Source organism: Shewanella sp. SM69, assembly GCF_025653985.1.
Classification (GTDB): Bacteria; Pseudomonadota; Gammaproteobacteria; order Enterobacterales; family Shewanellaceae; genus Shewanella; species Shewanella oncorhynchi.
In genome coordinates, this window is record NZ_JAKKRV010000018.1 from 26,223 (window position 1) to 52,723 (window position 26,501).

At 43.6% G+C, this 26,501-nt stretch carries 23 protein-coding genes; 11 read left to right on the top strand and 12 right to left on the bottom strand.

The annotated features are described in order from the left end of the window. Positions 1 to 157 precede the first annotated feature (157 nt). Both L5M37_RS19660 and L5M37_RS19665 read left to right on the top strand, forming a co-directional pair. Positions 158 to 361, top strand: a complete 204-nt coding sequence (locus L5M37_RS19660; protein WP_208660719.1) for a hypothetical protein — start codon at positions 158 to 160, stop codon at positions 359 to 361. Between the two features lie 5 nt (positions 362 to 366). Further along, entirely contained in the window at positions 367 to 1,014 is a 648-nt protein-coding gene (locus tag L5M37_RS19665) for a M50 family metallopeptidase (RefSeq protein ID WP_208660721.1), read from the top strand. 457 nt (positions 1,015 to 1,471) lie between these two features. Here L5M37_RS19665 and L5M37_RS19670 read toward each other — a convergent pair whose 3' ends face one another. The 3 genes from L5M37_RS19670 to L5M37_RS19680 form a co-directional block, all read right to left on the bottom strand. Beyond that, positions 1,472 to 2,719 (bottom strand): Y-family DNA polymerase, encoded by a 1,248-nt coding sequence (locus L5M37_RS19670; RefSeq protein WP_263201679.1) that lies wholly within the window; start codon positions 2,717 to 2,719, stop codon positions 1,472 to 1,474. Further along, a complete protein-coding gene (locus L5M37_RS19675; protein ID WP_263176862.1) occupies positions 2,716 to 3,432 on the bottom strand; it encodes a S24 family peptidase in 717 nt (238 codons plus the stop codon). The genes L5M37_RS19670 and L5M37_RS19675 overlap by 4 nt, the downstream gene beginning before the upstream one ends. A 217-nt stretch (positions 3,433 to 3,649) precedes the next feature. Then, positions 3,650 to 4,009 carry a hypothetical protein gene (locus L5M37_RS19680; protein WP_011711511.1) on the bottom strand — a complete coding sequence of 120 codons (360 nt, stop codon included), beginning with the start codon at positions 4,007 to 4,009 and terminating at the stop codon, positions 3,650 to 3,652. A gap of 240 nt (positions 4,010 to 4,249) precedes the next feature. On the opposite strand from L5M37_RS19680, the gene L5M37_RS19685 reads away from it, so the two are divergent. Then, positions 4,250 to 5,356: a hypothetical protein gene (locus L5M37_RS19685; protein ID WP_140907554.1), complete on the top strand. Its 1,107-nt coding sequence runs from the start codon at positions 4,250 to 4,252 to the stop codon at positions 5,354 to 5,356. Between the two features lie 152 nt (positions 5,357 to 5,508). Here the strand turns inward: L5M37_RS19685 and L5M37_RS19690 are convergent, their stop codons facing one another. Next, positions 5,509 to 9,621 carry a HigA family addiction module antitoxin gene (locus L5M37_RS19690; RefSeq protein ID WP_012197948.1) on the bottom strand — a complete coding sequence of 1,371 codons (4,113 nt, stop codon included), beginning with the start codon at positions 9,619 to 9,621 and terminating at the stop codon, positions 5,509 to 5,511. Positions 9,622 to 10,393: 772 nt separating this feature from the next. Between L5M37_RS19690 and L5M37_RS19695 the strand changes: the two genes are divergently transcribed. From L5M37_RS19695 to L5M37_RS19725, 7 genes are all read left to right on the top strand, one after another. Beyond that, positions 10,394 to 10,882 carry a hypothetical protein gene (locus L5M37_RS19695; protein WP_263201680.1) on the top strand — a complete coding sequence of 163 codons (489 nt, stop codon included), beginning with the start codon at positions 10,394 to 10,396 and terminating at the stop codon, positions 10,880 to 10,882. 52 nt (positions 10,883 to 10,934) lie between these two features. Beyond that, on the top strand, positions 10,935 to 11,480 hold the full coding sequence (locus tag L5M37_RS19700) for a tetratricopeptide repeat protein (RefSeq protein WP_263201681.1): 546 nt from the start codon (positions 10,935 to 10,937) through the stop codon (positions 11,478 to 11,480). A 757-nt stretch (positions 11,481 to 12,237) separates the two neighbouring features. Further along, entirely contained in the window at positions 12,238 to 12,648 is a 411-nt protein-coding gene (locus L5M37_RS19705) for a DUF6088 family protein (protein ID WP_011711497.1), read from the top strand. Continuing rightward, entirely contained in the window at positions 12,645 to 13,586 is a 942-nt protein-coding gene (locus L5M37_RS19710) for a nucleotidyl transferase AbiEii/AbiGii toxin family protein (RefSeq protein WP_263201682.1), read from the top strand. Before L5M37_RS19705 ends, L5M37_RS19710 begins: the two co-directional genes overlap by 4 nt. 7 nt (positions 13,587 to 13,593) lie before the next feature. Continuing rightward, positions 13,594 to 16,203, top strand: coding sequence for a type I restriction-modification system subunit M (locus tag L5M37_RS19715; protein ID WP_263201683.1), 2,610 nt, complete (start codon positions 13,594 to 13,596; stop codon positions 16,201 to 16,203). Between the two features lies 1 nt (position 16,204). After that, on the top strand, positions 16,205 to 17,353 hold the full coding sequence (locus tag L5M37_RS19720; protein WP_263201684.1) for a restriction endonuclease subunit S: 1,149 nt from the start codon (positions 16,205 to 16,207) through the stop codon (positions 17,351 to 17,353). A gap of 14 nt (positions 17,354 to 17,367) precedes the next feature. Then, positions 17,368 to 20,595 (top strand): type I restriction endonuclease subunit R, encoded by a 3,228-nt coding sequence (locus L5M37_RS19725; protein WP_263201685.1) that lies wholly within the window; start codon positions 17,368 to 17,370, stop codon positions 20,593 to 20,595. Positions 20,596 to 20,949: 354 nt separating this feature from the next. Here the strand turns inward: L5M37_RS19725 and L5M37_RS19730 are convergent, their stop codons facing one another. The 7 genes from L5M37_RS19730 to L5M37_RS19760 all read right to left on the bottom strand — a co-directional run bounded on the left by L5M37_RS19730 (position 20,950) and on the right by L5M37_RS19760 (position 25,249). Then, on the bottom strand, positions 20,950 to 21,561 hold the full coding sequence (locus L5M37_RS19730; protein WP_254803683.1) for a DUF1524 domain-containing protein: 612 nt from the start codon (positions 21,559 to 21,561) through the stop codon (positions 20,950 to 20,952). 10 nt (positions 21,562 to 21,571) lie between these two features. Beyond that, on the bottom strand, positions 21,572 to 21,880 hold the full coding sequence (locus L5M37_RS19735; RefSeq protein ID WP_208660757.1) for a hypothetical protein: 309 nt from the start codon (positions 21,878 to 21,880) through the stop codon (positions 21,572 to 21,574). Positions 21,881 to 21,902: 22 nt separating this feature from the next. Then, a complete protein-coding gene (locus tag L5M37_RS19740) occupies positions 21,903 to 22,799 on the bottom strand; it encodes a hypothetical protein (RefSeq protein WP_208660758.1) in 897 nt (298 codons plus the stop codon). A gap of 10 nt (positions 22,800 to 22,809) precedes the next feature. Next, positions 22,810 to 23,457, bottom strand: a complete 648-nt coding sequence (locus tag L5M37_RS19745; RefSeq protein WP_259483845.1) for a recombinase RecT — start codon at positions 23,455 to 23,457, stop codon at positions 22,810 to 22,812. 13 nt (positions 23,458 to 23,470) lie between these two features. Further along, on the bottom strand, positions 23,471 to 24,193 hold the full coding sequence (locus L5M37_RS19750; RefSeq protein WP_011711518.1) for a recombinase RecT: 723 nt from the start codon (positions 24,191 to 24,193) through the stop codon (positions 23,471 to 23,473). A 77-nt stretch (positions 24,194 to 24,270) separates the two neighbouring features. Next, positions 24,271 to 24,534, bottom strand: coding sequence for a hypothetical protein (locus L5M37_RS19755; protein WP_259563902.1), 264 nt, complete (start codon positions 24,532 to 24,534; stop codon positions 24,271 to 24,273). A gap of 13 nt (positions 24,535 to 24,547) precedes the next feature. Continuing rightward, complete coding sequence (locus tag L5M37_RS19760) at positions 24,548 to 25,249, bottom strand: hypothetical protein (protein ID WP_259563903.1); 702 nt, start codon at positions 25,247 to 25,249, stop codon at positions 24,548 to 24,550. A 71-nt stretch (positions 25,250 to 25,320) separates the two neighbouring features. On the opposite strand from L5M37_RS19760, the gene L5M37_RS19765 reads away from it, so the two are divergent. Then, a complete protein-coding gene (locus L5M37_RS19765) occupies positions 25,321 to 25,851 on the top strand; it encodes a lytic transglycosylase domain-containing protein (RefSeq protein ID WP_086903608.1) in 531 nt (176 codons plus the stop codon). Between the two features lie 132 nt (positions 25,852 to 25,983). Here L5M37_RS19765 and L5M37_RS19770 read toward each other — a convergent pair whose 3' ends face one another. After that, positions 25,984 to 26,499 (bottom strand): hypothetical protein, encoded by a 516-nt coding sequence (locus L5M37_RS19770; protein WP_263201686.1) that lies wholly within the window; start codon positions 26,497 to 26,499, stop codon positions 25,984 to 25,986. Positions 26,500 to 26,501 lie beyond the last annotated feature (2 nt).

Below are 26,501 nucleotides of genomic sequence, written 5' to 3' on the forward strand. Positions count from 1 at the left end.
TATCAGGTGTACTCCGTGCTCTTGCTTATTCCTTCCCCCTAGTTTGCATGATGGTCTAAATTGAATTATTTTGGCATCGGTTATATTGGGAATTATCATTTGGTGTTAATGTCTTCCCCAGAATTACATTTGGAAATCTTTTGCTCGGGACTAAACAATGTTACGTGAGATGTTCAACTTCAATAGTGCTAGTGACACAGTGAAAACCTATGTATTGCGCTTACGCCGTGCCAAGCAAATGGAAACATTAGAACTGATGGTTGAGCGCCTTGAGGCCGATGCGAAAAACGCCGTTGAACGCGCCGACATCGCCACGGCTTACTGTATTCGAGAGTTGGAAATTGCTAATAGCGTTGGATAGCGTTAATGGTTGAAGGTTGGTTAGTTGTACTCAGCTTAGGGGTAACTCTGACACTGTTGTCACTGATGCGGGACAGGTTCTTTTCCTTACTTGGTCGAGGATGGCTATTTCGCGTCTATGCGGCTCCAGGTGTATTTATCCATGAACTCAGTCATGCGCTGACCGCCATTTTGGTCGGATTTAACATCACCCACATCTCATTCTTTTCCCCTCAGCCGGACGGCACCCTCGGTTTTGTGCAGTACAAGTATCGACCTTCTATTATCAGCCCTTTACTGCGCCTCTTCGTTGGTATTGCGCCGCTATTCGGTGGTTTATTCGTTGTGTGCTTACTGAATTGGCTGTGTCAGGCGCCTACACTCACTGATTGGTCAGCGCTTTACGATTACGCTGCTGTTGAACCGGTGCGGTTTGGAATTTGGCTGTATCTAACATCCTCCGTGGTGGCGAATGCAGTTCCCAGCAAAGTCGATTTGAACAACAGCTACATTGCGCTGTATTGCATCTGCTTTATGATCGGGGCGCTGCCTTTCAGCTACGCCCCGCTTTTGGACTTGCTTACCCCGATAATGGCGATGTGCTTGTTTGTGGTCTTGCTGTTTGCGGCGGCATTGTCATTGGGCTACCTCTCGCGACAACTATCCTACGGTTAAGCCGCTTTCCAGCTCCATTCCTTAACATTTTCCTGCAACTAGCGGTAAAGAATCCTCTTTGGTTTACCAGTTTGCTGCAACAACAAGCGGATATTCTGCAAATACTTACCAACAAGAATGCGGCATATTTACCACTCAATTGAAATGGTTTACCACTAAGCGAGTATGAATCATTATTACTCAGTAACGAACGAATACTCAGAGTGAGACTTAATTACACTCCAACTCATGCGGCTTTGAGTACAGCACTGATCACTTCTTTAGCCATCACCGGTGGTACTGCATTGCCAATCATCAATTTGTCGCTCCCGCTGTGTCTTAGGTATCATGATGATTTTCTCCTGTATTCATTAAGAAAATCATCCCATAAAGTCACAATGAGGCAAATTTTGGTCATTCTGAGGTAGGTTTTGCTAAATGCTAATGTACTAATACGCTAGTATTCCTTAATCAAGTCCTAACACTTGATATTAGGGATGTCATTCCAGTTGGTTAGATAGGACGGGCTCAAAAACTCACGGCGCATCTGCCAATTTTTCTCAATGCCATTGGCGGCGACGAACACGGCACCTTTGCCCATTTGCTCGTTTAATCTGTCCATGACTGACATCAACGCTGGTTTTCCCAGGTTGTCGTTGAACATATCGAGCTGCAAGCCTGGTTCTATATCTAATAGCCCTACCCCAACGCGATAGTACGGCACTGCGGCATAACATGACTCAACCGCAGAGGTAATTTGCTGACTGATGATCATGCTGTCACTGGTGGGAGCTGGTAAATGAATTGTCCGACTGAAACCACTAACACCATGCTTGTCATACGCGGATGTTTGAGCAAAAAATACCAAGCAACGTGCTACCGATTTTTGACCCCTTAGCTTTCGAGCCGCTTCACACGCATGGAATGACAACGCCTCCTTTAACCCTGCTATCGTCGTTATTCGCTGGCCAACCGAGCGTGTAGAGAATATCTGTCGCTTATTAACGGGCATATCGTCCCAGCTAAACGCCTTTGTCCCATTCAGCTCGAAAACCGTTCTTTCGATGTTAACGCCAAACATTTTCCTCGCGGTCTTAGTCTTCATCTGGGCCAACTGCAGCGCCGTGTGAATCCCCATCGAACTTAGCCACTGACCAATTCGTTTACCCACCCCCCACACATCGGTAGTCAACATCGCCCCTAAGATGGCTTCGCGATTATGCGCTTTAATCACGCAAACACCGCGATAGCCTAAGCGCTTCGCAGCATGATTTGCGGCCTTCGCCAGCGTCAAGGAATCCCCTAGCCCGACACCGATAGGCAATCTAACCTCGCGCCACACATCATGCCTTAGCTTACGGCCTAATTTTGATAGGTTTTGTGGTGTGTCGTTGCCAAATTCAGCAAAAATTTCGTCAATAGAATAGGGAAAATACGAATAGCACTCTCTCGACGCGACCCTCATGAACTGGGTGCTGATTGTTGAATACAACGCATAATTGCTCGAGCAAATGACCACCCCATTCGCCCGACAGAACTCGGCCACTTGAAAGTAAGGCGTGAATTTTTTAAGTCCCAACGCGGCCGCTTCTGGGCTTAACGTCACGATCATCCCGTCATTGTTCGAGACCACGATTAGTGCCTTACCACGATACAGAGGGTTAAAAATCTGTTCGCATGAGCTATAAAATTTATTCCCGTCGCAAAGCGCGATAATACTGCTCATAGCAATAAACTCGGCTGTTTTAGTAGCCTAATTGATGCTGGCACAACACCCTCACACCAAAATCTATCATCCGGCTTGATTAACACCGGCTCAAAATAGTCGTTAGCCGATAACAGCCTGCTATTGGTGAGATCGAGGACTTTACAGACAAATTCGTTTTCGTACATGGCAATAATGACATCGCCTGAACCTGCGGTGAGTTGACGTGACACTATCAGGATGTCACCGGAGTGAATGCCCACCCCCGTCATCGAGTCACCTCTTGCACGGCCCACAAACGTCGATTCAACCAGAAGGTCATCAAGGCTTTTCAACACTAGAGGATCGCGCTTTCGTCGATGAAAGCGCACGGCACAAATGGCCACGCCCTGAATCTCTATCCCGTCTGTGACTGATATTTCGGAATAATGAGCATTGGTATTGGCATGAAGTTTATGATGGTCATGGTCTAGCTGCCGACAAACGGTTTCGCCGTCCACCAGCGCCAAAACGACATCTCCCCGCGTCGCAGTCAATGACTTATCAACGACAAGTAGATCTCCGGTAAATAGCCCAAGACCCGTCATAGCATCGTCGGTAACCTCTGCAAATACCGTTGCTGATGGGTGTGAGACAATAAGATTATTGAGGCTTAGCGCCTTCTCTTGGTATCCAGCGGCGGGGCTCTCAAAGCCGTGTATGCCTGCCGATGCCAAACCAATGATGACGTTCATAGGACAAATCACAAATACTGTACATTAATACAGTATAACTAATTATTGAAACATCGAAAATCCCGAAGATGATTTTTTGCGTAAAGAATACATGGAGGGAACAAATATTAAAAAGATAAGCACTCCATTACAGGGTTAGAAACTACTGCTTGGAAGTTGGGCCTACTACCATCGGGGTTGTAGGCCTCACTGTTTTGAAGAGTATTAGACAGGTGATTTATCGCGTGTAAGTCTCAAACACTCGGTCAATATCCAGCTTGAACGCATCAAGGTCAGGCATTTCTCCAGTATGCTCTACATACCCCCAGAAGAACTCAGCCAGCTCAGCCACAACGTCGAATACCGCAAGCCCTGAGAACGCTTTACCCTCGGCATAGAGATCTTCACCTTTTAGCCAAAACGCTTCAGACAGCGCAAACAGCTCCATCACAAAGTCATCTTCCCCCATCCCCAACACATCACCAATGACTTGCTCGTTGGGGCTCGTCGTCAACACGGCATTGGTCAGATAGTAGTGGTACATAGCGACCTCTGCATGGTTGCGCGGTGCAGTTGGCGTAGTTGCTAGTTCGGTCATTTTTTCTGTCCCATTCAGTTGATGTAGGAACATTCTATTACGGCGGCCGATTCTGGCCAATTTCAGGATTTACCCTTCTATATCAGCACCATACAAGACAAGAATGACGCAAATCACCACGGGAAACGGGAAACGATGTTTCCGTAAAAAAATCGTTTCCATTGCAGAGTGTTGAATAACTGGCTACACTGTGATTTATCGATGTAAGTCATTAACTTTGAAGATGTTTGAGGCAAGCAAATGGAACAATTGGCAGTGAAACCGAAGGCAACTCTTGAGGAAGTGACTAAGCTCGCGAATGAAATGCTTAAAAACGGTGTCGAGCCAACGACACGTAACTTGAGCGTTCATCTGCAGGGCAGAACATCGTCGATCCAAGGGTTCTTGATTGAGTACAAAAATAATCTTGAGCATAGAAAAAATGCTATCGCGGAAGAGGTTGGAAGCCTTGCCGTAGCTAAGTTGCTGTCTCAAGAACTGTTGCTCATGATTGACCGTCGTAACGAATCGCTGACCGAGCAAGTTGCCCAGTTGACGCGAAACCTTGATGAAACGCTATCGCTGTTAAGTGACAGTGAAGATAAGTTAGAAAGCGTCTTGAATACTACGGCGGCTCAAGTTGCGGAGATTGAAACCAGCACCGCAGCCAAGGTCGAAAAGGCCCAATCCGCTGTAAGCCTGATAGAGCAACAACTGCGAGAGTTAAAGGCCACCAGCGAAAAGGCCATTGATGACGCAAGAAATCACGCAAAAGCCGAAGTATTAAAAGCAGAAGCATTAGTAGACGCAGCGAATGGGCGCGTTGCACAAGCAGAGACCGAATTAAGGGCATCTCGAGAGCAAATTAAATTACTCAGCATCGATTTTGCGAAGCGTGAACTAGAACAGCGAGAGTTAGAGCAAGCGAAGGCCACCATTGCAACTCTGCAGGCCACACTATCAAAGCAGCAAGACCAGATCTCATACACCACAGCGAACCTTGAGCGATTGACGCAGGACCGAACAGAATTAAAGGCTACAGAAGCCAAGCTAGGTAAGACTGCGGAAAATTTAACGGCAACCTTAGTATCGGTGCGCAATGAATTAGCAGACTCTCGAGCAAAACTAGCCGAGGTTAATGCAGAAAAGTTGGCATTTGAGCGTGATACGCAAAGACTTAATACAGATCTCAATAGTTATCGTCAGCAAGCAAACCAACTCGGAAGCGTCCAAGCTGAGCTTATTAGCGTCGAAAAACAACTGAATCAGGTGAAATTAGATCTATCTCAATCCGAGCGTGAACGGGAGATATTATCCCAAGCTCTAGCTGCCAACCGTGTGGCGGGCAGTCAGACCGAGAAAAAATAAGATATTTCGAAGGATGTTCGTGTTGGAGAGGAATAACTTTCATACTCCTTGTGGCTTACTTCTGGACAAAAGCAAGTTAGAGTAACAGATCTAACTTGCTTCATTCAGATGAGAAAAAGTAAACTTAATTACAAAAGTGCATATGACTTATCTTACCTACCTAATCTCAACCTTGCGCTAGCATCAGCATCATACCGTTTCGCATCATGCTCATAAGACTCTGCGATAGCAAACAGAAGTTTCGCGGCAACATAAGGGTAAGATGACAGCATTTTCTGACCAAACTCCCTGTATTTTTCTGCTAGGTTTCTTTCTTGGTCGCCACCATCACTAGGCATACGCGTTGTGACTTCTCGAGAATTATAAACACCTGTGCGCATTCCTCTCATGATGCCTTCAGACTGAAAGTCTTCAAGGATCTCTCTTACTTCTTCACACGGCCAAATTTCGTCTTTTCCGATAGCAGATGCTGATAGTAGTGTCCCGATACATAAATCACCAACTTCTGAACGGTTAAGTTCTTCACATGATTCGCGGACAATTGTCACCCACTTTCTAAGTCTTTCGGTTTCCAATTCACCTAAGTCGTTATGACCAGGGATAATTTTGACAGCTTCAAGTAAGTGGTAACCACGTTTAGCCAGATTTTCAGACACTTGTACTTCATTCGGTTCAAGTCTTCCATCCTGTCGTTTGGCTATCCAAGTGATCGCTTGTACATACAATTCTGGGTGAAGCTCAATATACCGTTCCAAATTAGGAATCGAGTTGTCCTTTTCACCTCCCAATCTAGAAGACAGCAACTCCATATACGCATATTCTAGGCCTGCTTTATCTTCTAGAGATAGCTCATGGCTAGCATCGATATGTTTGAATGCTTCCGTTATATGGTAGCTATCTAGCATATACTGATCTGATTTCTCATTGCCCTCTGTTGCAATACTTGAGAGCAGGCGATACAAGATTTTTACCCCTAGCTTTTCTGGGTGATGCTGGATGCAAGAAAAGGCTGCGCGTGGCCTATTAGCTGCCATCAACCTTTCTGTACCTTCGTTGTTTTCTTCATCACATTCGTGGATCCACGAGGGCTCTACCTTTTCCCAATATTTTTTCTGGGCATCTAGACTTAAAGCATCGACCATAATCCAAGTAGATTTCCTAAAAGGGGCGAGTAAAAGTAGCTCTACTAAGTCTACATCTGATGAGTCAGCCGCAACCTCTTTCAGAATAGGCTTACTTTTTGGCTCCTTTGAAAGGGCAAATATAGCTCCAGATATTAGACTACGAAGAGGGCGAACTTCTCCACGCTCATTCAAAACTTGCTTAAAAGCAAGCTTCAGTAACCCTATAAGTTCCTTTCTATTCATCAAAAACTTAGCGCATAACGATCCAATATCCCATGCAGCATTTCCCGATTTTGAAAAGGCTAAGAGTCCTTCATTCCCCATCTCCTCAACGATTTTGCTCAGTGCACTAATGCGTAAGCGTGTTATCTTTTCATTACGTGCTTCGAAATCAAAGTTATCTACGTCATCAACTTCATCGGCGGATGGTTCTACCCAACTCTCTTTAAAAAGCCAACTATGTTTGAACAATAAGTCTGATGGTTCTAATGAATCATAAGCTGATTTTGCTAATTTCTTTTGAACAGCAGAAATAGAAGAGTGCTTTAAGGCACGCCGAGAAAATACAGTGACTCTGATTTTTTCACGTAGCTGTGCTTTTTCCGCATCTGTAGCCTTTGCTCCTGCCCATTTTTCAATAATCGACCAAATCATCTCTTGGTCATGTTCATTGAGACAGTCAAACCTGTCGAGCAAGTCAATGAGCATATTTATAGAGTAATATTCGCGATTTAAAGCCAAACCGACCATTTCATCAATAAATGTCTTTACTTGAATTTTATTTTGAAGTGGTTCTCCATACCCATACCCATCTGTACGCCATTTGGGTTTATGGCTGTAATCACCTATTCGACCTCGCGTGTCAAATTGCTCTATGCACAGCTTCCAACCAATATCAGGATATTTAACAAGGATACGTTTGACCAACGTAATTCTCGTTTCAAGGTTTGCTGATGTTTGCGGCATCCAAGACCTGAACACAGCTAATAATGATTTAATTGGTTTATTTGCCCAGTTATCATCTATCTCTATCTGTGCTAATTGAGCTAGGATCATCACAGCTCGTAATACCGTAATTGGATTCCAGCAAAGTCCTTCTAATGCCCATAATAATCCCGTACGGCTAGGATGGCTGAAAGGCCCTATACTGGCGGGTTTAAGTAAGCCAAAAACTCCAGGGTTCTCACTTTTTAAGTCAGCTTCGAGTATCGATAAGAATGCTTCTGGTGTGGCTTCAGCGTAGGTAGGAAGATCACGATCATTAGCTTCAAGTGTTCGAGTTGTTAGAGGAGAAGGTAGTAAACTGCTTACTAACTTACTAACTTCAACTTCCGCATTTAAAGAGAAACGGCCTTTAAACAGAGCATCTCCATGCAAAGATAATAAAACTAACGTTTCAGAAAGCCCTTCTCGGAACACCTCTGAAAATTCCCTAGTTTTTCCATACATTGAAGCAGCCCAGCGTTGATCCTCTTCGAGATCTAGTGCTGGATTGTCTTCTGCTAAAACCATTCGAGCAACATCAAAAAAACGAGTTAAGTCATCTTCTGTTAGAGCATCACCAACAGCAAATAACAAGTCAGTTTTAGATACAACACCTTGATATCCATCAGTCATCCAAACGGGAGAGTCATTAAGCTGCGCTAATCTTTGAAACTCCCTTTCTAACTGAGAATAGCTCCGCTCCCCTGCCAGCAATTCTATTCCACATCTATCAGCTTCATTTTTGTATTGCCATGCGCCGACGAGTAGGAAAGGTATCAAGCTAACTTTTATGTCATGCTCACTTGCCCACTCAGGAGTTCGCACAGAGGGCACCTGAGCTAATCTACGCCGCAGGACGGTCAGAGACCTACCTGACTCATTTGCAAGGCGCTGTATATCATCGCGACTCTTTCCCATGTCCTCCATAGAGTTATTGAAAGTCTCATAACTTGCAGGTTCCAGAACAATATGTGGTTCTATACCAAAAGCATTGCGAGGGTAAATGACAATTGAATTTAACTTTTTAGCATATGGTGCTAACTCTTTTTCTACTTCACGGCTATGTACTACCGGTATGAATGTTTGAGTACTTTCAGCAAGCTTTGCTAGCGCGCCAGGTTCATCAAAGACTAATACCCTATCTCGAAAATAAGCTAATTCTGGCTCAGCAGTTTGGCTTAGTAGTTGAGACACGAATGCTAGAGCTTCCTCTTTTGAGTCGGCAGCTACAATAGTAGGACCTTCACTACATTTTGATAATCTTGATAAAATTTTCCGCTTGGCTGCTTGAATTGCTGAGGTGAATAGTTTTCCTGTTAATGGTGGCTCTGAAACATCAGCCCAGTCATTCCAGCATTTGTCTAAGGAGCGAACACCATTATTTACATTGTGAGTTTCATTTGCGAACCAAGCTTGTCCTGCGAGAGATTGCTCTAGCCATTGTTCTAAGTCGCTAGCATCATATGCACGTACATCTTTCCAAAGATGCTCCTTCTTTTTGGCATCAGTCCACTTGGCCTTGCCTGACCATCGACGCGGCGTTACAAATACGAAAGTCATATCAGCTCTGTCAGTATCACTGATAGCTTTTACGCTTTTCTCAAAGTCTCCATCTGCCTTGCCTTTTACATTACTGTTGACACCAAACTCCCAACCCGATTTACCTCTCGGAATCCATGGAGTACCTTCATCTGAGATAATGAAGCCATCCCAGCCTGGACGTTCTCCATCATCATTACCTGGGAAGTCCACTTTAGTTAGGTTTAACCCTGTAGAATTAACAAGAGTCCTCAAGAAAACAGGAAACCTCGTGCGAGCAGAGATGTTCTGTGATGCCCAGAGCTCAATATCGTTGGCTTTCAGCGCCAAGAACGTTGGCACGTATGCTTTAATATTCGATGGCGCTTCTTTATCTGCGGCCTGAGTCTCGCTGTAATTTGTCTGCATGGCGAGTAAATCTTTACTTGAGCAACTAAACGCCTTCTCTAATCGTCTTGCCATCTCAGGGGATAGCGATGCTTTCCCATTTAATAGATTTGAAAGGGCTGGTCGCCCAACCCCTAAATGCTCAGCAGCTTTGGTTACCGACATCCCTTGTGGGATTATATTTTGTCTAATGTGGATTCCTAAATGAGGAACAATTTCGCTACTTTTCATAATAAACTCCACAAAGGCCTGTACACATCACCATTAAACTGTAGCGTGTAACGCTACACAATACAAATGCCAGTGTATTTATATGATTGATCAGCGAATTTATCGATAGAATAATCTAATTAATTCAAGCGCTTGAACTTATATGATTTTCTTATAGAGAATTACCGAATACAGAAGTTTGATGATCAAATAATTCGCATTAGTAAATATAGGGCAAACTTCTTCGAGCTAAACTGATACAACTAGCTATCCTAAATGGGAATGGGGCATAAACGTGCCAGAACTGATCTGGCCTGACACGAGTTTTGATCAAAGCGCGTGAGCATGAAGCTCACGCAAAATGCTAGCGTGTTGCGCATGAAACAGACTAGGCAAGTCTGATTCACGCAGCATCAAGCAACACATTAATCTAACGGATCAACGCTTTGGTGTTGATCTTATCGCGCATGCTGATCAGGCCGCGGTGATATTTTTCCCTGATTCCGCCTTTAAGGCTTCGAGCCATTGGTTTAAATCGACCTTATCATTTTCCATTAGGCGCAGTGGCAGCTGTGAAGTGCCGGTGGTGATATTGCGCCGGGTGGCTGTCCTTTTCTTTGTGCTTTATTTTTTCCATCTTAGGTTGAATTTTAATCCGAAGCTGTGAGTTTATGCGTTGCCATATCTCAATTATTGCTTGTTAGCCTTCCGTACGGATAGTTTGAATGGTAAGTTTAATTTTATACAGAGAGTTTTAGAATTGTATTAGATTCCATATGTCGGAGAATATTTAGTGATTCAATTAGACGATATAAGCATTTTCGCGCCTGACGTGGCCAATCTTTCTCCTGCTGAGCTGGATGCGGTACAATGGTTTACGTTACTTTGGACATTGTTTGAAGCTCAAGCACTTGATAATAAAGCATCCGTAAATAAAATTAAGGACCTAATTGAACAGAATGAAAACCAGCCAGTTGATATCAGTGAGGAATTAAATTACTTCCAAGGACGATATGTCGAAAACCGCACAACTAACGACCATTTCGAACATCTTAACTTTCGAAAAAATGATAATTCAGAACTAGTTAAATCAGTTTTGACTGGTGAAAATAATGAAAGTAAAAGTCAGTTAATATCATGCCTTATTATAGTTTATCGTTTTAGAAATAATTTTTTCCATGGGCTCAAATGGGCTTATGGTGTTCAAGGTCAGTTAGAAAATTTTAGGCACTCGGCAAATATTCTAATTAAGTGCCTAAATCAATTTTCTAGGAATAACTAAAACATAGATTAATACCAATATTGAATTAAATTTATACATATGGAGTGTTGTTATGGATTTTTTTTGTAGTGAAAAGCTCGCTGATTTAAAATCAGATGCTTTGAACTTTGCCTGTGTTGATTCCTCAAATATTCTTGCTAATGCATATTTAAAAGGCGAGGGGGTAGAACGTAATTCTGAACAAGCCTTATATTGGATTGTTGTTTCTGCATCATTAGGTAATTTAAAGGCTCAGCTTTATATGGGCAATTTTATGGAAAATATAAACTGGCCTTGTTACATGGCAGCTAGTTTTTATAAAAGTGCTGCTGACCAAGGCTGTGCTGAATCAATGGCAGCTTACGGTTCCTTTTTAAAAGAAATTGATGATAAAAGTTATGAGGGTTTAAACCTTATTCATCAGGCGTATAAGTTAGGTGCCAAAAGAGCTTGTTACGAGCTTGGCAGATTAGGTGACATGCCTGATTATCTAGGTGGAACACCTAACGGTAGAGCTGCTTCATTGAAGTATTATAAGGAAGGCGCTGATAAAGGGCACCGTTGGTGTAAAAATGCACTAGCTAGTATTGAAAAAAGAGAGAGTGAAAATTCTTTGTAAATGGCATTATACTTATGAACTTAAAACTATATTGACAGTGAATATAGTGAAATAAAAAATGACAGACATAACTTCTAAACTATGCAAAACCCTTGCGTATTCCTTTTTTATTGCCAAAGCCTTACTTGTTCTATTTATCGTTGAGCGACGAAAACAAACTTTGGGGCAAATGCGCGTTAGCCCAAAGCCAGCGCAAAATGGCAAGGTTTTGGCACGTGAATTAGACTACCCTAGAGTGATTCACTGGCTCATTTTTGGACAAGAATCAGTTAGTGCTTAGGCTCTAAAATTCGATTTTAGCATTACCATTAGTAATGAATATCCTCAGAAAGTGAGATTGTTATTTAATAAATGGGATGGACAAACGCAATGCATCGAAAAGGCCCAAACCTTAGGTAAATGCCTTGGACGTTTGCTTGTTCATCAATTAAGGAAAAATAAGCGGTTCGATTAAGGGACAAGCTCGTCACACGTGCAAAGCCTGCTTAAATGCAATCGTTCGACCATTGCTAAAGCGGCCAAGTTGAGCGGGCTTGGGTAGCCACAATTTTTTTATAGATGTTAGCTGCTGTATCCCAAAGTAGGTGAGAGTCGCAGTAACTTATAGGTGGATATGAATATAATAAGTATTCTAATTTATTAATCATAAACTTAGGTAAATATAAGTGCCGTATTAAATGTTAATAGGATGCCGTATTTATTCCTATTACTCTCACATTAAGCTATACTCGCGCTATTGTAGAGTAAGGAGGTTTAAATGGCCGCTGTTGACAGTATCTTTCAAAAGATAAAGCGTTCTAGACGCTACGTTTTCGAACGCAAAGACTTTGACGGCATTGCTAGCTATGACCAAATTGGCCGATCGCTTAATCAGTTAATGGATAGAGGCGAGATAATGAAGCTTGGCTATGGCTTATACACGAAAGCGCGAGTAAACAGCCTGACAGGACGTTTAATGCCGTCGTGTCCAGGTGGTAGCGATGCACTTATGCGTGAAATATTAAAAATGAAAGACATCGATTTCGAGATAGATAATCTGTCCTTACAAAGTCTTTCCGGTAAAAACACCCAAATCCCCTCATCCGTTCATTACTCATGGGATCAAAAACAGTTCAATCGCAAATTGGTTGTTGGTAACAGACTATTAACGCCAGCAAGTAGACCATGAAAAAACTGAAACAACAGTTCTTAGAGGTTTCCGATGCATTAGCGCTCGGAAACCCCGCCATTATTGAAAAAGATTATTGGGTGGTTGCTCTACTTTCTGAGCTTGAACAGTTAACGTTTGAAACTCATCAAATGGTGTTTTCCGGCGGCACCTCACTGGCTAAGTCCAATGTTAAAATACTTAGAATGTCTGAAGACGTGGACATAAAGCTGATCCCCACGCCGCAATTTCAACACCTTAGTCGCGGCAGGAAGAAACAGTACCGAAAAGCGTTAGCAGTAAAAATTGAAACAGCGATTATTGCATCGAACACATTTTCTATCGAAGCTAGATTAGTTCAGGATGAATATCGCTATGTGGAATATGAGCTTAAATATCCGCAACAATTTAGCCAGGCTCCTTGTCTACGCCCAATCATCAAGTTAGAACTGATGGAAACCATTCCACTGCTTGCGCTGGAAACGCGGGGCATCCAATCGTTAGTCGCAGAGCTTTATAAGCTGCCACAAGAAGTGAACGGATTCATCTGCGTATCAGTAAATACCACCTTGGTAGAGAAAGTGCTTTCCATGTTACGCCGCACAATGTCTGTTAAGCGTGATGCAGCCCGAAGCGATGACGTCACTTTAGTTAGGCATATTTACGACGTACACTGTATTCATGCAGCACAGGCCCTTGATAATGAATTACTTGCGCCCCTTTTTCGCGCCATATTAGCAGAAGATATTGCTCGCTTTGGCAACCAACATGCCGAATTCGTCATGGACCCAGCCAATGAGTTACGCCTTGGCTTACAGGAGATAGAAAGCAACCCACTCTTCAGGCAACGCTTTAATGATTTTGTTAAACCCATGGTGTTTAACTCGCAACCCCCCAATTTTGATACGTGCTTTATGTCCTTTAAACATATTGCGACCTCACTCATTCTGACTATTTAGAGCAAACATGAACAAACAACAACTGGCCGCAAAAATCTGGGAATCAGCAAACCAGATGCGCTCAAAAATCGAAGCTAACGAATACAAAGATTACATCTTAGGTTTCATTTTTTACAAGTACCTGAGCGACCAGTTAGTTCAGTTTGTCACCAAAGAGGGCATGACACCTGAAGATATTAAAGCCCTCAACGAAGAAGACGCGGACACGGTCAAGTACATTCAAGACAATCTAGGTTATTTCATCGCTTACGATAATTTGTTTGCTACTTGGGTTGATCCTGCATTCGACTTTGACGAGTCTAACGTGCGCGATGCGCTATCCGCCTTTAGCCGTTTGATTTCGCCTACCTACAAAAAATTGTTTGAAGGAATTTTCACCACACTCGAAACGGGTCTTAGCAAACTGGGTGAAAGCGCGGGTAAGCGCACAAAAGCCATTAGTGACCTACTACATTTAATCAAAAGTATCCCAATGAACGGTAAGCAAGGCTATGACGTTCTGGGTTACATCTACGAATACCTGATTGAAAAATTTGCCGCTAATGCCGGTAAAAAAGCCGGTGAGTTCTATACGCCGCATGAAGTCTCGGTACTGATGTCGCACATCATCGCACACGAGCTAAAACACAAAGACACCATCGAGATTTACGACCCAACGTCGGGCTCGGGTTCGTTACTGATCAATATTGGTGAAGCGGTCGAAAAATACGCCAAAAGCAAAGACAGCATTACCTATTATGCCCAAGAGCTGAAAGCCAATACCTATAACTTGACCCGTATGAACCTGATCATGCGCGGCATTAAAGCCAGCAATATCAAAACCCGTAACGGTGACACCTTAGAAGACGATTGGCCATACTTTGATGAAAATGATCCGCAAGGTACTTATCATGCGCTGTATGTGGATGCGGTCGTCTCCAACCCGCCTTACTCACAAGCCTGGGACCCAAGTTTTAAAGACAGCGATCCACGTTATTCGCGTTTTGGTCTTGCGCCCAAAACCAAAGCCGATTTTGCCTTTTTATTGCACGACCTTTACCACCTAAAACCCGATGGCATTATGACCATTGTCTTGCCCCACGGCGTACTCTTTAGAGGTGGTGAAGAAGGCGAAATTCGCAAGCAACTGATTGAGCAAAACCACATTGATGCCATTATCGGCTTACCAGCTAACATCTTTTTTGGTACTGGTATTCCTACCGTTATTTTGGTGCTCAAACAAAAGCGTCAAAATACCGATGTGTTGATTGTGGATGCCTCCAAGCACTATGTTAAAGAAGGCAAAAACAATAAACTGCAAGCCAGTGACATCAAGCGCATTGTTGATTCCGTCATCAATCGCGAAAGCATCGAAAAATTCTCGCAAGTAGTCAGCAAACAAACCCTGCGCGACAACGGCTACAACTTAAACATACCGCGTTATGTAGACTCGTCACCGGCCGCTGAAAGCTGGGATTTACACGCCACTATGCTCGGCGGCATCCCAAATAGCGAAATTGCGCAGTTACACCAATATTGGCAAGCATTCCCGCAATTGCATAATGCGCTGTTTGTGGCCAAGTCTGCCGCCTACAGTGAATTAGCGATAGACAACGCTGCGGTGAACGCCACCATTACTCAGCACCCACAAGTCATCGAATTTATCAGCGCTTATAACCAAGCTTTCGCCGGTTTTGATGACTATTTAAACACTACGCTTATTCAAGGTTGGCAAGCGGTTAATCGCAACCAGCAAGAGCCGCTGTTGAGCGCAGAGCTATTTAATCGCTTAGCGCCCATTGCCCTTATCGACAAATACCAATCCTATCAATATTTAAACAACCAATGGCAGGTGATAAGTAGCGATTTAGAAATGATACAAACCGAAGGCTTTACCGCTACTAAGCAAGTTGACCCCAATATCGTTATCAAAAAGAAAGACGGTAAAGACACCGAAGTACAAGATGGTTGGAAAGGCCATATCTTGCCGTTTGAACTTGTGCAAAAAACTCTGTTGGCTGATGACTTGCTCGCGTTAGAAAAACAAGAAACTCGTTTGGCCGAAATCGCAAGCCTACTTGAAGAAATACTCGAATCCCTCAGCGAAGAAGAAAAAGAGCAAGACACTGTAAAAGAGAGTAAAGACGGCTTTGCCAATGCTGAAGTCGCCAAAGCCGCCAAAGCCTTCCTAAAAGAGCAAAAAGAGACCAAAACCAAGTTCTCAGCCGACAGCCCCGAGCCAGAAGAAAGTTATAAAGCAAAAATCATTAAGGCTAATAAACTCATCGATGAAGAAAAAGCCCTTAAAAAAACAGTCAAAGAAGCTCAAATCGCACTGCACTTAAAAACGAAAACCACCATCGAAGAGTTAACCGACGAGCAAGTCAATGAATTGCTGAACTTAAAATGGATAGCGCCATTAAGTCTTGAACTCGCCGCCATGCCAAGCGCCGTGATTACTCAGCTCACCAGTAAAGTTCTAGCCCTTGCCGATAAATACGCGGCGACCTATTCGCAAGTGGCGAATGAGATTAAAACTACCGAGCAAGAACTGGCAGACATGATGGGCGAACTCACCGGCAATGAGTTTGATCAGCAAGGCTTGAATGAGCTCACTAGCTTGTTGAAGGGCGAATAAGATGAGTGTTGAAAAGAATGTGCCACAGATTCGCTTTAAGGACTTTGCTGGGGAGTGGTTAGACACTACTTTATCAGATGTCATAGATGTGCGAAGCGGAAAAGACTACAAACATTTAGGCAAGGGTAATATTCCTGTTTATGGAACAGGTGGCTACATGCTTAGTGTGGATAGTGCATTGTCAAATGATGAAGATGCAATCGGAATTGGCCGAAAAGGCACTATTGATAAACCGTACTTATTACGAGCACCTTTTTGGACGGTGGATACTCTTTTTTATGCCGTGCCTAAGCCGAAATTTAAGTTGGATTACTTGTATTGTCTTTTTCAGAAAATAGATTGGAAAAAACATGATGAATCTACAGGTGTACCAAGTTTATCTAAGGTCGCGATTAATAATATTCCGGTTCGAGTAACGAGCGAAACGGAACAAACCGCCATCGGCAACACCTTCCAAAAGCTCGACAGCCTAATCAACCAACACCAACAAAAACATGACAAGCTCAGCAGCATCAAAAAAGCCATGCTGGAAAAGATGTTTCCCAAACAAGGCGGAACCATCCCAGAAATCCGCTTTAAAGGGTTTAGTGGGGAGTGGGAGGAGAAGGAGCTTTCTGAGTTGACTGACTATGCAAATGGAAAAGGGCATGAAGACAAACAAAAAACATCAGGAAAATATGAATTAATAAATTTAAATTCAATTTCCATCGGTGGTGGATTGAAGCCATCAGGGAAATTTATAGATGAGACTAACAGTACACTAGAAAAGAACGACTTAGTGATGGTGCTGAGTGATGTTGGTCATGGAGACCTATTGGGTAGGGTTGCTTTGATACCAAAATCCAATGCTTATGTGTTAAATCAACGTGTTGCGTTGTTAAGGCCTTACGGAAATGTTTGCCCATTATTTCTCTTATATAACATTAATGCTCATCAAACCTATTTTAAAAAACAAGGTGCAGGAATGTCTCAGCTTAATATCTCGAAAGGATCTGTTGAGAGTTTTTATTCTTGCATTCCAGAACGAGAAGAGCAAACCGCCATCGGCAACTACTTCCAAAAACTTGATGTGCTAATCAAGCATCACCAACAACAAATCACCAAACTTAATAACATCAAGCAGGCCTGCTTGAGCAAAATGTTTGTTTAGCAGGGAGCACAACCATGACCACCTTTAAAACCGAAGCGCAATTTGAGCAGGCCTTTATCGAAGTGCTTACCCACAAGGGCTGGGAAAGCGAGATACTTAAAAACAAAACCGAAGCGGATTTACTGCATAACTGGGCGAACATTTTATTTGAGAACAATCGCCAGCAAGATCGCTTAAACGATGTGCCACTGACGGCAACGGAAATGCAGCAGATTATTGAGCAGATAAAAGAGCTGAAAACCCCGCTCAAGCTCAATGGTTTAATCAACGGCAAAACCGTGGCCATTAAACGCGATAACCCCGCCGATAGTTTGCATCTTGGCAAAGAAGTCAGCCTAAAAATCTATGACCGCCAAGAAATTGCGGCAGGCCAAAGCCGTTACCAAATTGTGCAACAACCTAAGTTTGAACGTGGTAGCCCACTTCGTAATGACAGACGTGGGGATGTGTTGTTACTGATCAATGGTATGCCGGTAATTCATGTTGAACTTAAACGCAGTGGCGTGCCAGTAAGCCAAGCGGTTAACCAAATTGAAAAGTATTCCAAAGAAGGTATTTTTAGCGGACTATTTTCACTGATCCAAGTGTTTGTCGCTATGGAGCCTAATGAGGCCAAATACTTTGCTAACCCTGGGCTAGATGGCAAATTTAACCCAGATTACCAATTCAATTGGGCCGATTTTAATAACGAGCCCATGAACCATTGGAAAGACATTGCCTCGACACTGTTATCCATCCCCATGGCACACCAGTTGATTGGTTTTTACACCGTTGCCGATGATACCGATGGTGTGCTTAAAGTAATGCGCAGTTATCAGTATTACGCTGCCAATGCGATATCGGATAAGGTAGCCAAAACCAACTGGCAACAATTGGGCGGCCCCAATAATCCAGACCGTTTGGGCGGCTATGTATGGCATACCACGGGCTCTGGAAAAACCATGACCAGCTTTAAATCGGCGCAGCTGATTGCCCAATCAAAAGATGCCGATAAAGTCATTTTTTTGATGGACAGAATTGAGCTTGGCACCCAGTCGCTGGCGGAATACCGTAATTTTGCAAGCGATGGTGAAGATGTACAAGCCACCGAAAATACCCATGTATTGGTAACCAAGTTAAAAAGCACGTCCCCAGCCGATACCCTCATTGTTAGTTCTATTCAAAAAATGAGTAATATTTTTGAAGAAGTGGATGATGAAGGCACTGCAACTAACTCGGCAGATATTGAAAAAATCCGCGCTAAACGCTTGGTATTTATTATTGATGAGGCGCATCGTTCAACGTTTGGCGATATGCTGATTGTTATTAAACGCACCTTTCCCCGCGCCTTGTTTTTTGGCTTTACCGGTACACCGATTCAGGAAGAAAACGAAAAAAGCGGTAATACCACTGCGACAGTATTTGGTAACGAGCTGCACCGCTACAGCATAGCCGATGGTATTCGCGATGGTAACGTACTCGGCTTTGATCCCTATAAAGTGCCTACTTTTAGGGATGGTGACTTAAGGCAGGCTGTCGCCCTAGAGCAAGCTAAGGCTGGATCGGTAGCGGAAGCCATGGATAATCCCGCCAAAAAGAAAAAATTTAATTATTTTATGAATGAAGTGCCTATGGCTGGCTACAAAGACGCCACAGGTAAATACCACAAAGGTATTGAAGATTATGTGCCTAAAAGTCAGTACCTAAGCGAGACTCACCAAGCCAAAGTGGTAGAAGATATTCTGCTCAAATGGGATGTGCTAAGCCAAGGCAATAAGTTTCATGCGATTTTGGCTACTAACAGTATTGCTGAAGCCATTGATTATTACCGTCTGCTAAAGGCTGCTAAGCCTGATTTAAAAGTATCAGCACTGTTTGATCCCAACATTGATAATGATGGCAGTGGCGACCGTGGGCCAACGTTTAAAGGTGATGGTTTGGATGAAATTATCCGTGACTATAATGCGCGTTATGGCCACGATTTTGATTTTGCCCGTCATGCAGCATTTAAGAAAGATCTAGCCGCACGCCTTGCTCACAAAAAACCTTATGAGCGTATTCATACCGATCCTACAAAACAGTTGGATTTATTGATTGTTGTAGACCAAATGCTCACCGGTTTTGACTCCAAGTGGCTGAATGTCTTGTATTTAGATAAGGTAATTAAATACCAAAACATCATCCAAGCCTTCTCTCGTACCAATCGATTGTTTGGCCCCGATAAGCCTCATGGTGTTATCCGTTACTATCGTTACCCGCATACGATGGAGCAACATATTAACGATGCGGTAAAACTATACTCTGGCGACAGACCCATTGGGTTATTTGTTGATAGGCTAGAAAGTAACTTAGAAGCAATGAATGAACTATTCGGTGATATTACCGAGTTGTTCATTAGTGCCGGTGTGGCGAATTTTGAAAAGCTGCCAGAAGATGTTGAGGCGTGCGCAAAGTTTGCTGAACTATTTAAAGTATTTAACCAGCATCTAGAAGCCGCGAAGGTACAAGGTTTACATTGGGAGCAGTCGGTTTATACATTCACGACGGACGCTTCAACAGGCGAAAATGGCACTGAACATGAGGTTACTCTCGCCATTAATGAACAAACCTACCTGAGCCTTGCGCTGCGTTATAAAGAGCTCGCATCAAAAGGTGATGGTGGTGGTGCGGGTGGCGGAGATGTGCCTTTTGATATTAGTGGCTATTTGACGGAAATCGACACAGGAAAGATTGATGCCGACTATATGAATAGTCGCTTCGATAAATATTTAAAAGAGCTAAATCAGCATAATGATCAAGCCAGCATTGAACTTACGCTTAACGAACTGCACAAGTCATTTTCTTCACTGACGCAAGCTGAACAAAAATACGCCAAGCTTTTCTTACATGATTTACAGCGTGGCGATGCAAAGTTAATAGAAGGCCATACTTTCAGAGATTACATCAACACCTACAAAGACAATGCTGAAAACGCCCAGATTAATGCCATTGTTAATGCGTTAGGTTTAGATAAAAGCCAGCTTATTAGCTTATTAAACGATAGTGTCAATGAGAAAAACCTTAATAATTTCGGTCGCTTTGATGCGCTTAAAGACACTGTTGATAAGGCAAAAGCCAAAGTTTATTTTGAAAAATTAGATGGCGTAACCATTCCACCTTTTAAGCTCAATATCCGAATCGATCAGTTTCTAAAACAGTTTATTTTTGCTCAGGCAGATGATCTTTTAAATGAAATTTATGAAGATGTTACTGAGATGATTTAATGCCTTACAATCCGGCCTTTAGTATTACCCAATCACACTTAAGCAGGTTGCAGAGATCAGTGAAACGATCGGTCGTTTAAGTGCGCGTATTGAACAGGCGCAGGCACTCCGGCTGCGTTGTGTCAACCGTATCCGTACGGTGCAAGGCTCGTTGGCGATTAAGGGCAACACCTCCTTAGGCGAGGCGTAAAACACCGTCAAAAGAGGTGCTTGAAGTAAAAACCGCATTACGAAAAGTAAGCCTAATCGGAGCATTCTGCGAACACTGAGTGAAAAGAGCTAGCAAGCTTTGGGGCATAAACGATTTAGAAAAGGCAGTACAGCGATGTGAGCGCTGCCTTTCAGTATGATCCTTTAATACTCAGTATCAAACTTAACTTGGTGAAAAGTATTACTCTCCAACAAGTTTGACCACGTTTCCCCCCTTTGACACTGAGCTACCAGCGCCAGCGCCCGTGGTTCTTCTTTAGTGAAATATTTTAGATGATACGTTTTCATGATCCGGTAAAATCGCAAGATATACTGACACTGATTGGTGGGCGGTAACCACTCGGTGATCCCCGCAGATCCTTTTTCTTTATTCAATCCCTTTTCGACTACCTGCAGATTTCTCACATCGTTTGCGAACATCTCACGCTGATAGCGATCCCAATATTTACCGCCTCGGGCATGGGCATAGCCAAGCGGTACAGTGTGATCCACATCGAGCGCAAAGGGATCGAGATAGATTTGCCCCGTCCAAGGTGACACCCATCTTCCCCGAGTCACGGTTTTACCATCACGGCTAAAACTTGGTTTAACCGTGGATTGTGTAGCGAGTAAGTCGTGGCGCGTATTGAGACCATTGCCATCCAGATCACTCCAATGCGGGTAATCTTCACGGTGATACTTCAGGTCGGCCGCAGCCAAACCGTTAGTAATGGACAAGGAAAGCATAAGTAATGCGAGTGAACTCAGCCTGGTCATACTAGGCGCCTTATTGGTTAAACAGTGATTGAACAACAAATGGGTCCGGCTCAAGCTCAAAATCATCCCCCTTCATGGTAGCCGTGCCGCTTAGGCACACGATTTTGTGGCATGAATCGCAGATACCGATTCCACGATAGAGAATGTCACTCTCTACGAGATGAATACTGCCCCTAACTAATTCATCCTTAAATTCTTCACCACACTTACACTCCATCTTAAACTCACTGACAATCTTTCCACTGCCTAGCGTTAGCGGGAATTGGCTCGCAAATGGCTGATGCTGCCCCATATACACTTTGATTTGCTTTGCGTTCACGTTGACCTCTCTTGATGTCCAATCACTCTGACAGATACTTCCAACGAAGCAATTTTTTACCTTTTAGAATGAGTTCTACATCGTACAAACCAGAGTCTCTTAAACCCGCCAAACCCTGTAACGTGTTCCCCATAATTTCTTTTGTCTGGTTCGATTTCACCACAGTCCCAATCGCCACGACTCTGCGCTGTAAGGCGCTAACTTTGCTCAGCACTTCATAGGCTGTCGGCATCTTGGCCAGCACGTCGATATTTGGCAAAGGAGCCATCACCGGCACCCGAATATCAACCGAGGGCAAATGACGCAGTGCAGCGAGTGATCGCCCTGCAGATGCTTTACGCGCATTCAGACTTGGGGTTAACTTGGGCGATAATGGCTCCCCATCCTCTGCCACGTCCAAAATGAGATAACCGCTATTTGATTCCTCAAACATCGCAGACGTGACTTGCTCTTGGCCCACAAACCATGCAATCAATTTGGTGCAAACATGGAAGCTCTCACAGTGATGCGTGGTTAATACACTTAACTTTCCCTGATCTTTAACCAGCGTAAAAATCTGGCTAGTACCGCTTTCTACAATCCAATCACCGGCACAGATTTCCGGCATCGACTTCAGTATCTCTAATGGCTCACTCACTTTAGTCGCTGGGAGCGGCAACGTCCCTTCTTGTAAGAAGTAAGCCCCTAACTGAATAAAATGCTGAGTCCACACCGCGAATCGATTTTGAATGACCTCCCACACGGAGTTGTTGTCACGCAGGATCACTTCTAGCGCTTTCACGCCTTGATTAACCGAATTAGTGGCAATGGTTATCGAGTCATGTTCAACATACGCCTCAACGGTGAAAGTAGATGTCACGTTAGACGCAATCGTGAAGGGTGTTTTTAAACGGGTTGTCGGCTTTACTTGTAATTCCATTTTTCGCCTCTTAAGCCGCTTCTGACCATGCTTTTTCGGAAAGTCTCACTGTTTTAGCTAAGATCATCCCTACAAAAAATTCATTCCAAGCTCTTGTGGCCACCTGACGATGTTCAAAGGTCGTCATGAGATCATCAAAGGTGAAATGTGTTACGCACACACCGCCACCAGCGAGCTCTGCTACACAATAGGCACCGCGGATATTTCCACGATTCTTGCTAAATGGGTCATATTGGTGGCGAGGTGGAGTAAAAGAGTCAATCCACTGAAAATCATCGGCTTCATACACAATCACAGGTCGTGCAGAACGGATGATCCCCGCCTTTGCCGCCGCGTCACGGTAACCACGGTATGTCCAGCACAGTTGCACCCCTAACCAACCACTATCGTAGTAAGCCCCTAACAGAATAGATGCCTGCTTGCGGTTCGGATTGAGGCTGATTTGTGCTTGTGTCAACTCAGTCATGACATCAAAAACGCTATGAATATTTACCCAGCCAATTTGGGATGGATTGAGCATTAACAGGCGCTGCAACTGAGCAAATAAAATGTTTAGCTCCGAGTACGGAAAATTGTTATTAGGGTATGCAGTATCAAATTCGACACAGAGATGTTGAACGTAGTGTGCGGCATCTGCCGAGGTGTATCTGGTACTCATAAAAACCTCTGGTTTAGTCAAATAGTGCATCGAAACGACATGCTGATGTTTCTACCACGCCAGCAGCCATAAACTTTGTTTTCTTGGTCGGTGCTTCAATTTTGCGGATTGGCCTTAACGCCTCACAATGCGCCGTAAGGGTGTTATAAAAGCCGTCAAATGCAGTGATCGCGACATGGTTTAATAGGCGCCAAAGCGCTTGCTTCTTTACCATTTCATCGACGTAGATTGATTGCCAAACCTCTGAGCCGTTCTCAGCTACAGATTCCAGTTCAATTTGGTCAATCTCAAAGGACACGTATTCGCCTGATGGCAATAGCGCTGAAGCAATACCGCCACGCAATTCGCCACGTTTAGGTGATAAGCCAACCAAGCTGACCAGTGGCATTCTGTCGTTAAAAACTCGAATAGAGTCCCCTTCTCGAATGGCCCATGCCTGATATGCTTGAATTTCACCCGATTGCAGCGCTAAATCCAGACCGCCGATATAGGTCAGTTTGGTTTCAATCTGACCTTCGTCATTCAGCGCCAAATACAGCAGATTTTCACCTGGGCTCCATGACAAGCCTGTCGCAGCGTAAACACTGAGCATGTAGGCTTCTAACTGGTCTCTGGGAAGGTCAAAACCCGATTCATCGATAACATACTGAATATGCATTTTTTCGATGTTTATCTCAGGAACGGTCACTTGCCGATTGTTGGCTATAGCTAACTGTATGTACTGACTCGCTTTCATAACGTAATCGCTTTGTTTTTACTGTTATGAGTATTAAGCCACACACTTTTTTTCTGGCAAATTTTTGGAATATTTCTTTATAAACAAGCCACTTGATTTGTGGTTGTCGCGGCGATCATGGTGTGCATCCATGAAAACTGGCTGACTGAACAGGCTTCAAATCCCACAATCTGACCTCTTTCACGACATAATTTCACCAGTCGTCCTCGGTCAATTAGGTACACAATTGCTGGTATTTTCGCTTCCGGCAAAAATTCTGAGATATAGGTCGCAGGGATTCGGTTGGACGTTAGATTTTCTAAAACGATGTAAAGGTCATTGATATGCAAAACTGACAGCATAGGTACTCCTTAACTACTCTCTGCCAAATTTGATTTTCTCGGAGGATGTCAGTTGGTTCCAACCTATCATTTTGGCCATGGGAAGGGGCTCTGCATCTACGAGATACTTACGCTGATTACGTTGTTCGGAGTTCACTTCATTGTCTTGGCCTGGCTTCTGTATAGTGGTAATGCTCGTGAGTGGAATAGTGCCAAAAATTGACTCTCTTTCGTAGAATAAGCAGCTTACGTGAGCCTTGCTGTCCTCTTTAATTCCGCCAGTGGTCTCAGCCATATACCCGTCAATAACGACAGCGCAGTCAGGGTAATCAGTAAACACGAGGCTGATTTTAAATTTTGTATCGTCGGCAAGGTAAGTGGTCACCCCATCGAATTGCACAGTCAAATTCGACTTGGCCACAGGATTGGCTGCAGCCAATGTGTCGAGTGAGCGAATAGAAACATTGACAGGATCAGTTAACAACGCGTTGTCTGCATTACTCGCCAGTTTGTACCACAAGATAAATCTATCGACACCGCCGGAATACATAAAATACGCAAGGACAGATACCGACACCACGGAGACAATTACCGGATCAAGACCTCTCCGTTTTCGAGAGTTATCCGCAAGCGATTTGTTTTTTAGCTTGTTTTTAAGCGAATCTAAAAAACTGAATTTGTTGGCTTTAATATTCTTAACCAATGATTCCAAAATCGTTGCGCCGCTGAATGCCATTCGAATGCTTCTCTAATAAATATCTCGTGTTATACTCGCCGATATTACACACTTTTTTAAACACAAACAACATGTCAACTATTGCAGATTTGAACGACACTTACTTAAGTAATGGCTATCGAGTACCCCAGCAGGAACTTGAGTTTTGTATTGCTAAAGCTGCTCGGCCTATCGACCCAGACTTATTACTCGCGGTACTGGTTGCTGAGGGCGGCAGACGTGGGGCGATTGTTCAGAATAAGAATGGTTCGTTTGATCTGGGCGTTGGTCAAATCAACACGATTCAGTATACGGAGACATGGTTTAAGTCGCGCTACCCTGATTGGCGTCAAGTGGCCCAGGATACGTGTACTGGCGTTGCTGCTGCCGCTGACGTATTGCTGCGCCGTATGTCAGAATTGAACGTAGGTCAGTCGGTGTGGGAGGCGGTTGGTCATTACAACTCTAAAACTGCCACGGTAAAAATCCAATACTTACAGAATGTAATGCAGATTTATACCAGACTTTCACAGAACAAGGGGACTGAATATCGTCCTTGGATGACCATTACCCACAAGCAAAAGCACTTCTTTACTTGGAGTAATAGAGAATCAGAGCGCTAAATGAAAGTAAGAGATCTTAAAGCAATATATCCAAAACCAAGATAGGCCAACCTAACGGCTGGTTCGCTATCCATCTCCACCTAAGCGATGCTCGCTATAGATGGAGAATTTCGCGAGATTTCGTTAAATAATTTAGACTGAAGACGTGATGTGATGCAGGCTATTTACTAAGTTAGTTATTAAAAATTTCAATTTTAGCAGACTTGCCCCCCCCCAGAAATCAGCACAACTTGCGCACGTTACGACACCAGTGGCGAGTGATACACGAATAGAATCACGAATGTGCTTAGCTTTGAAATTCACCATTGCATTCCATTCCGGCGTACATTTCACCGAATCCGAGCTAAACATTAACGCTAAACGTAGCTCAGCCGCAGGGTTTTCATCGTTCCAAAATTTATCGTTGAAGTAATTACCGTTAACCCCGACTTCTAATCTAGTGTCACCGGCGACAAACTCAAGATGCGAGTCGTGCTGAATTACAAAGACTGAGCGATTCAGTAGTTGCTCCAACACAACAGTGATCATAGCTTTAACATCTTTTGGCGTCGCAGAATCAACAATCTCAGAAAATCTTGAATCTCTGAGAGTTTTCTCTTCGCGAGCTCTAAACATCATCACTACGTTTTGCGCACCAGAACTTCCCATCT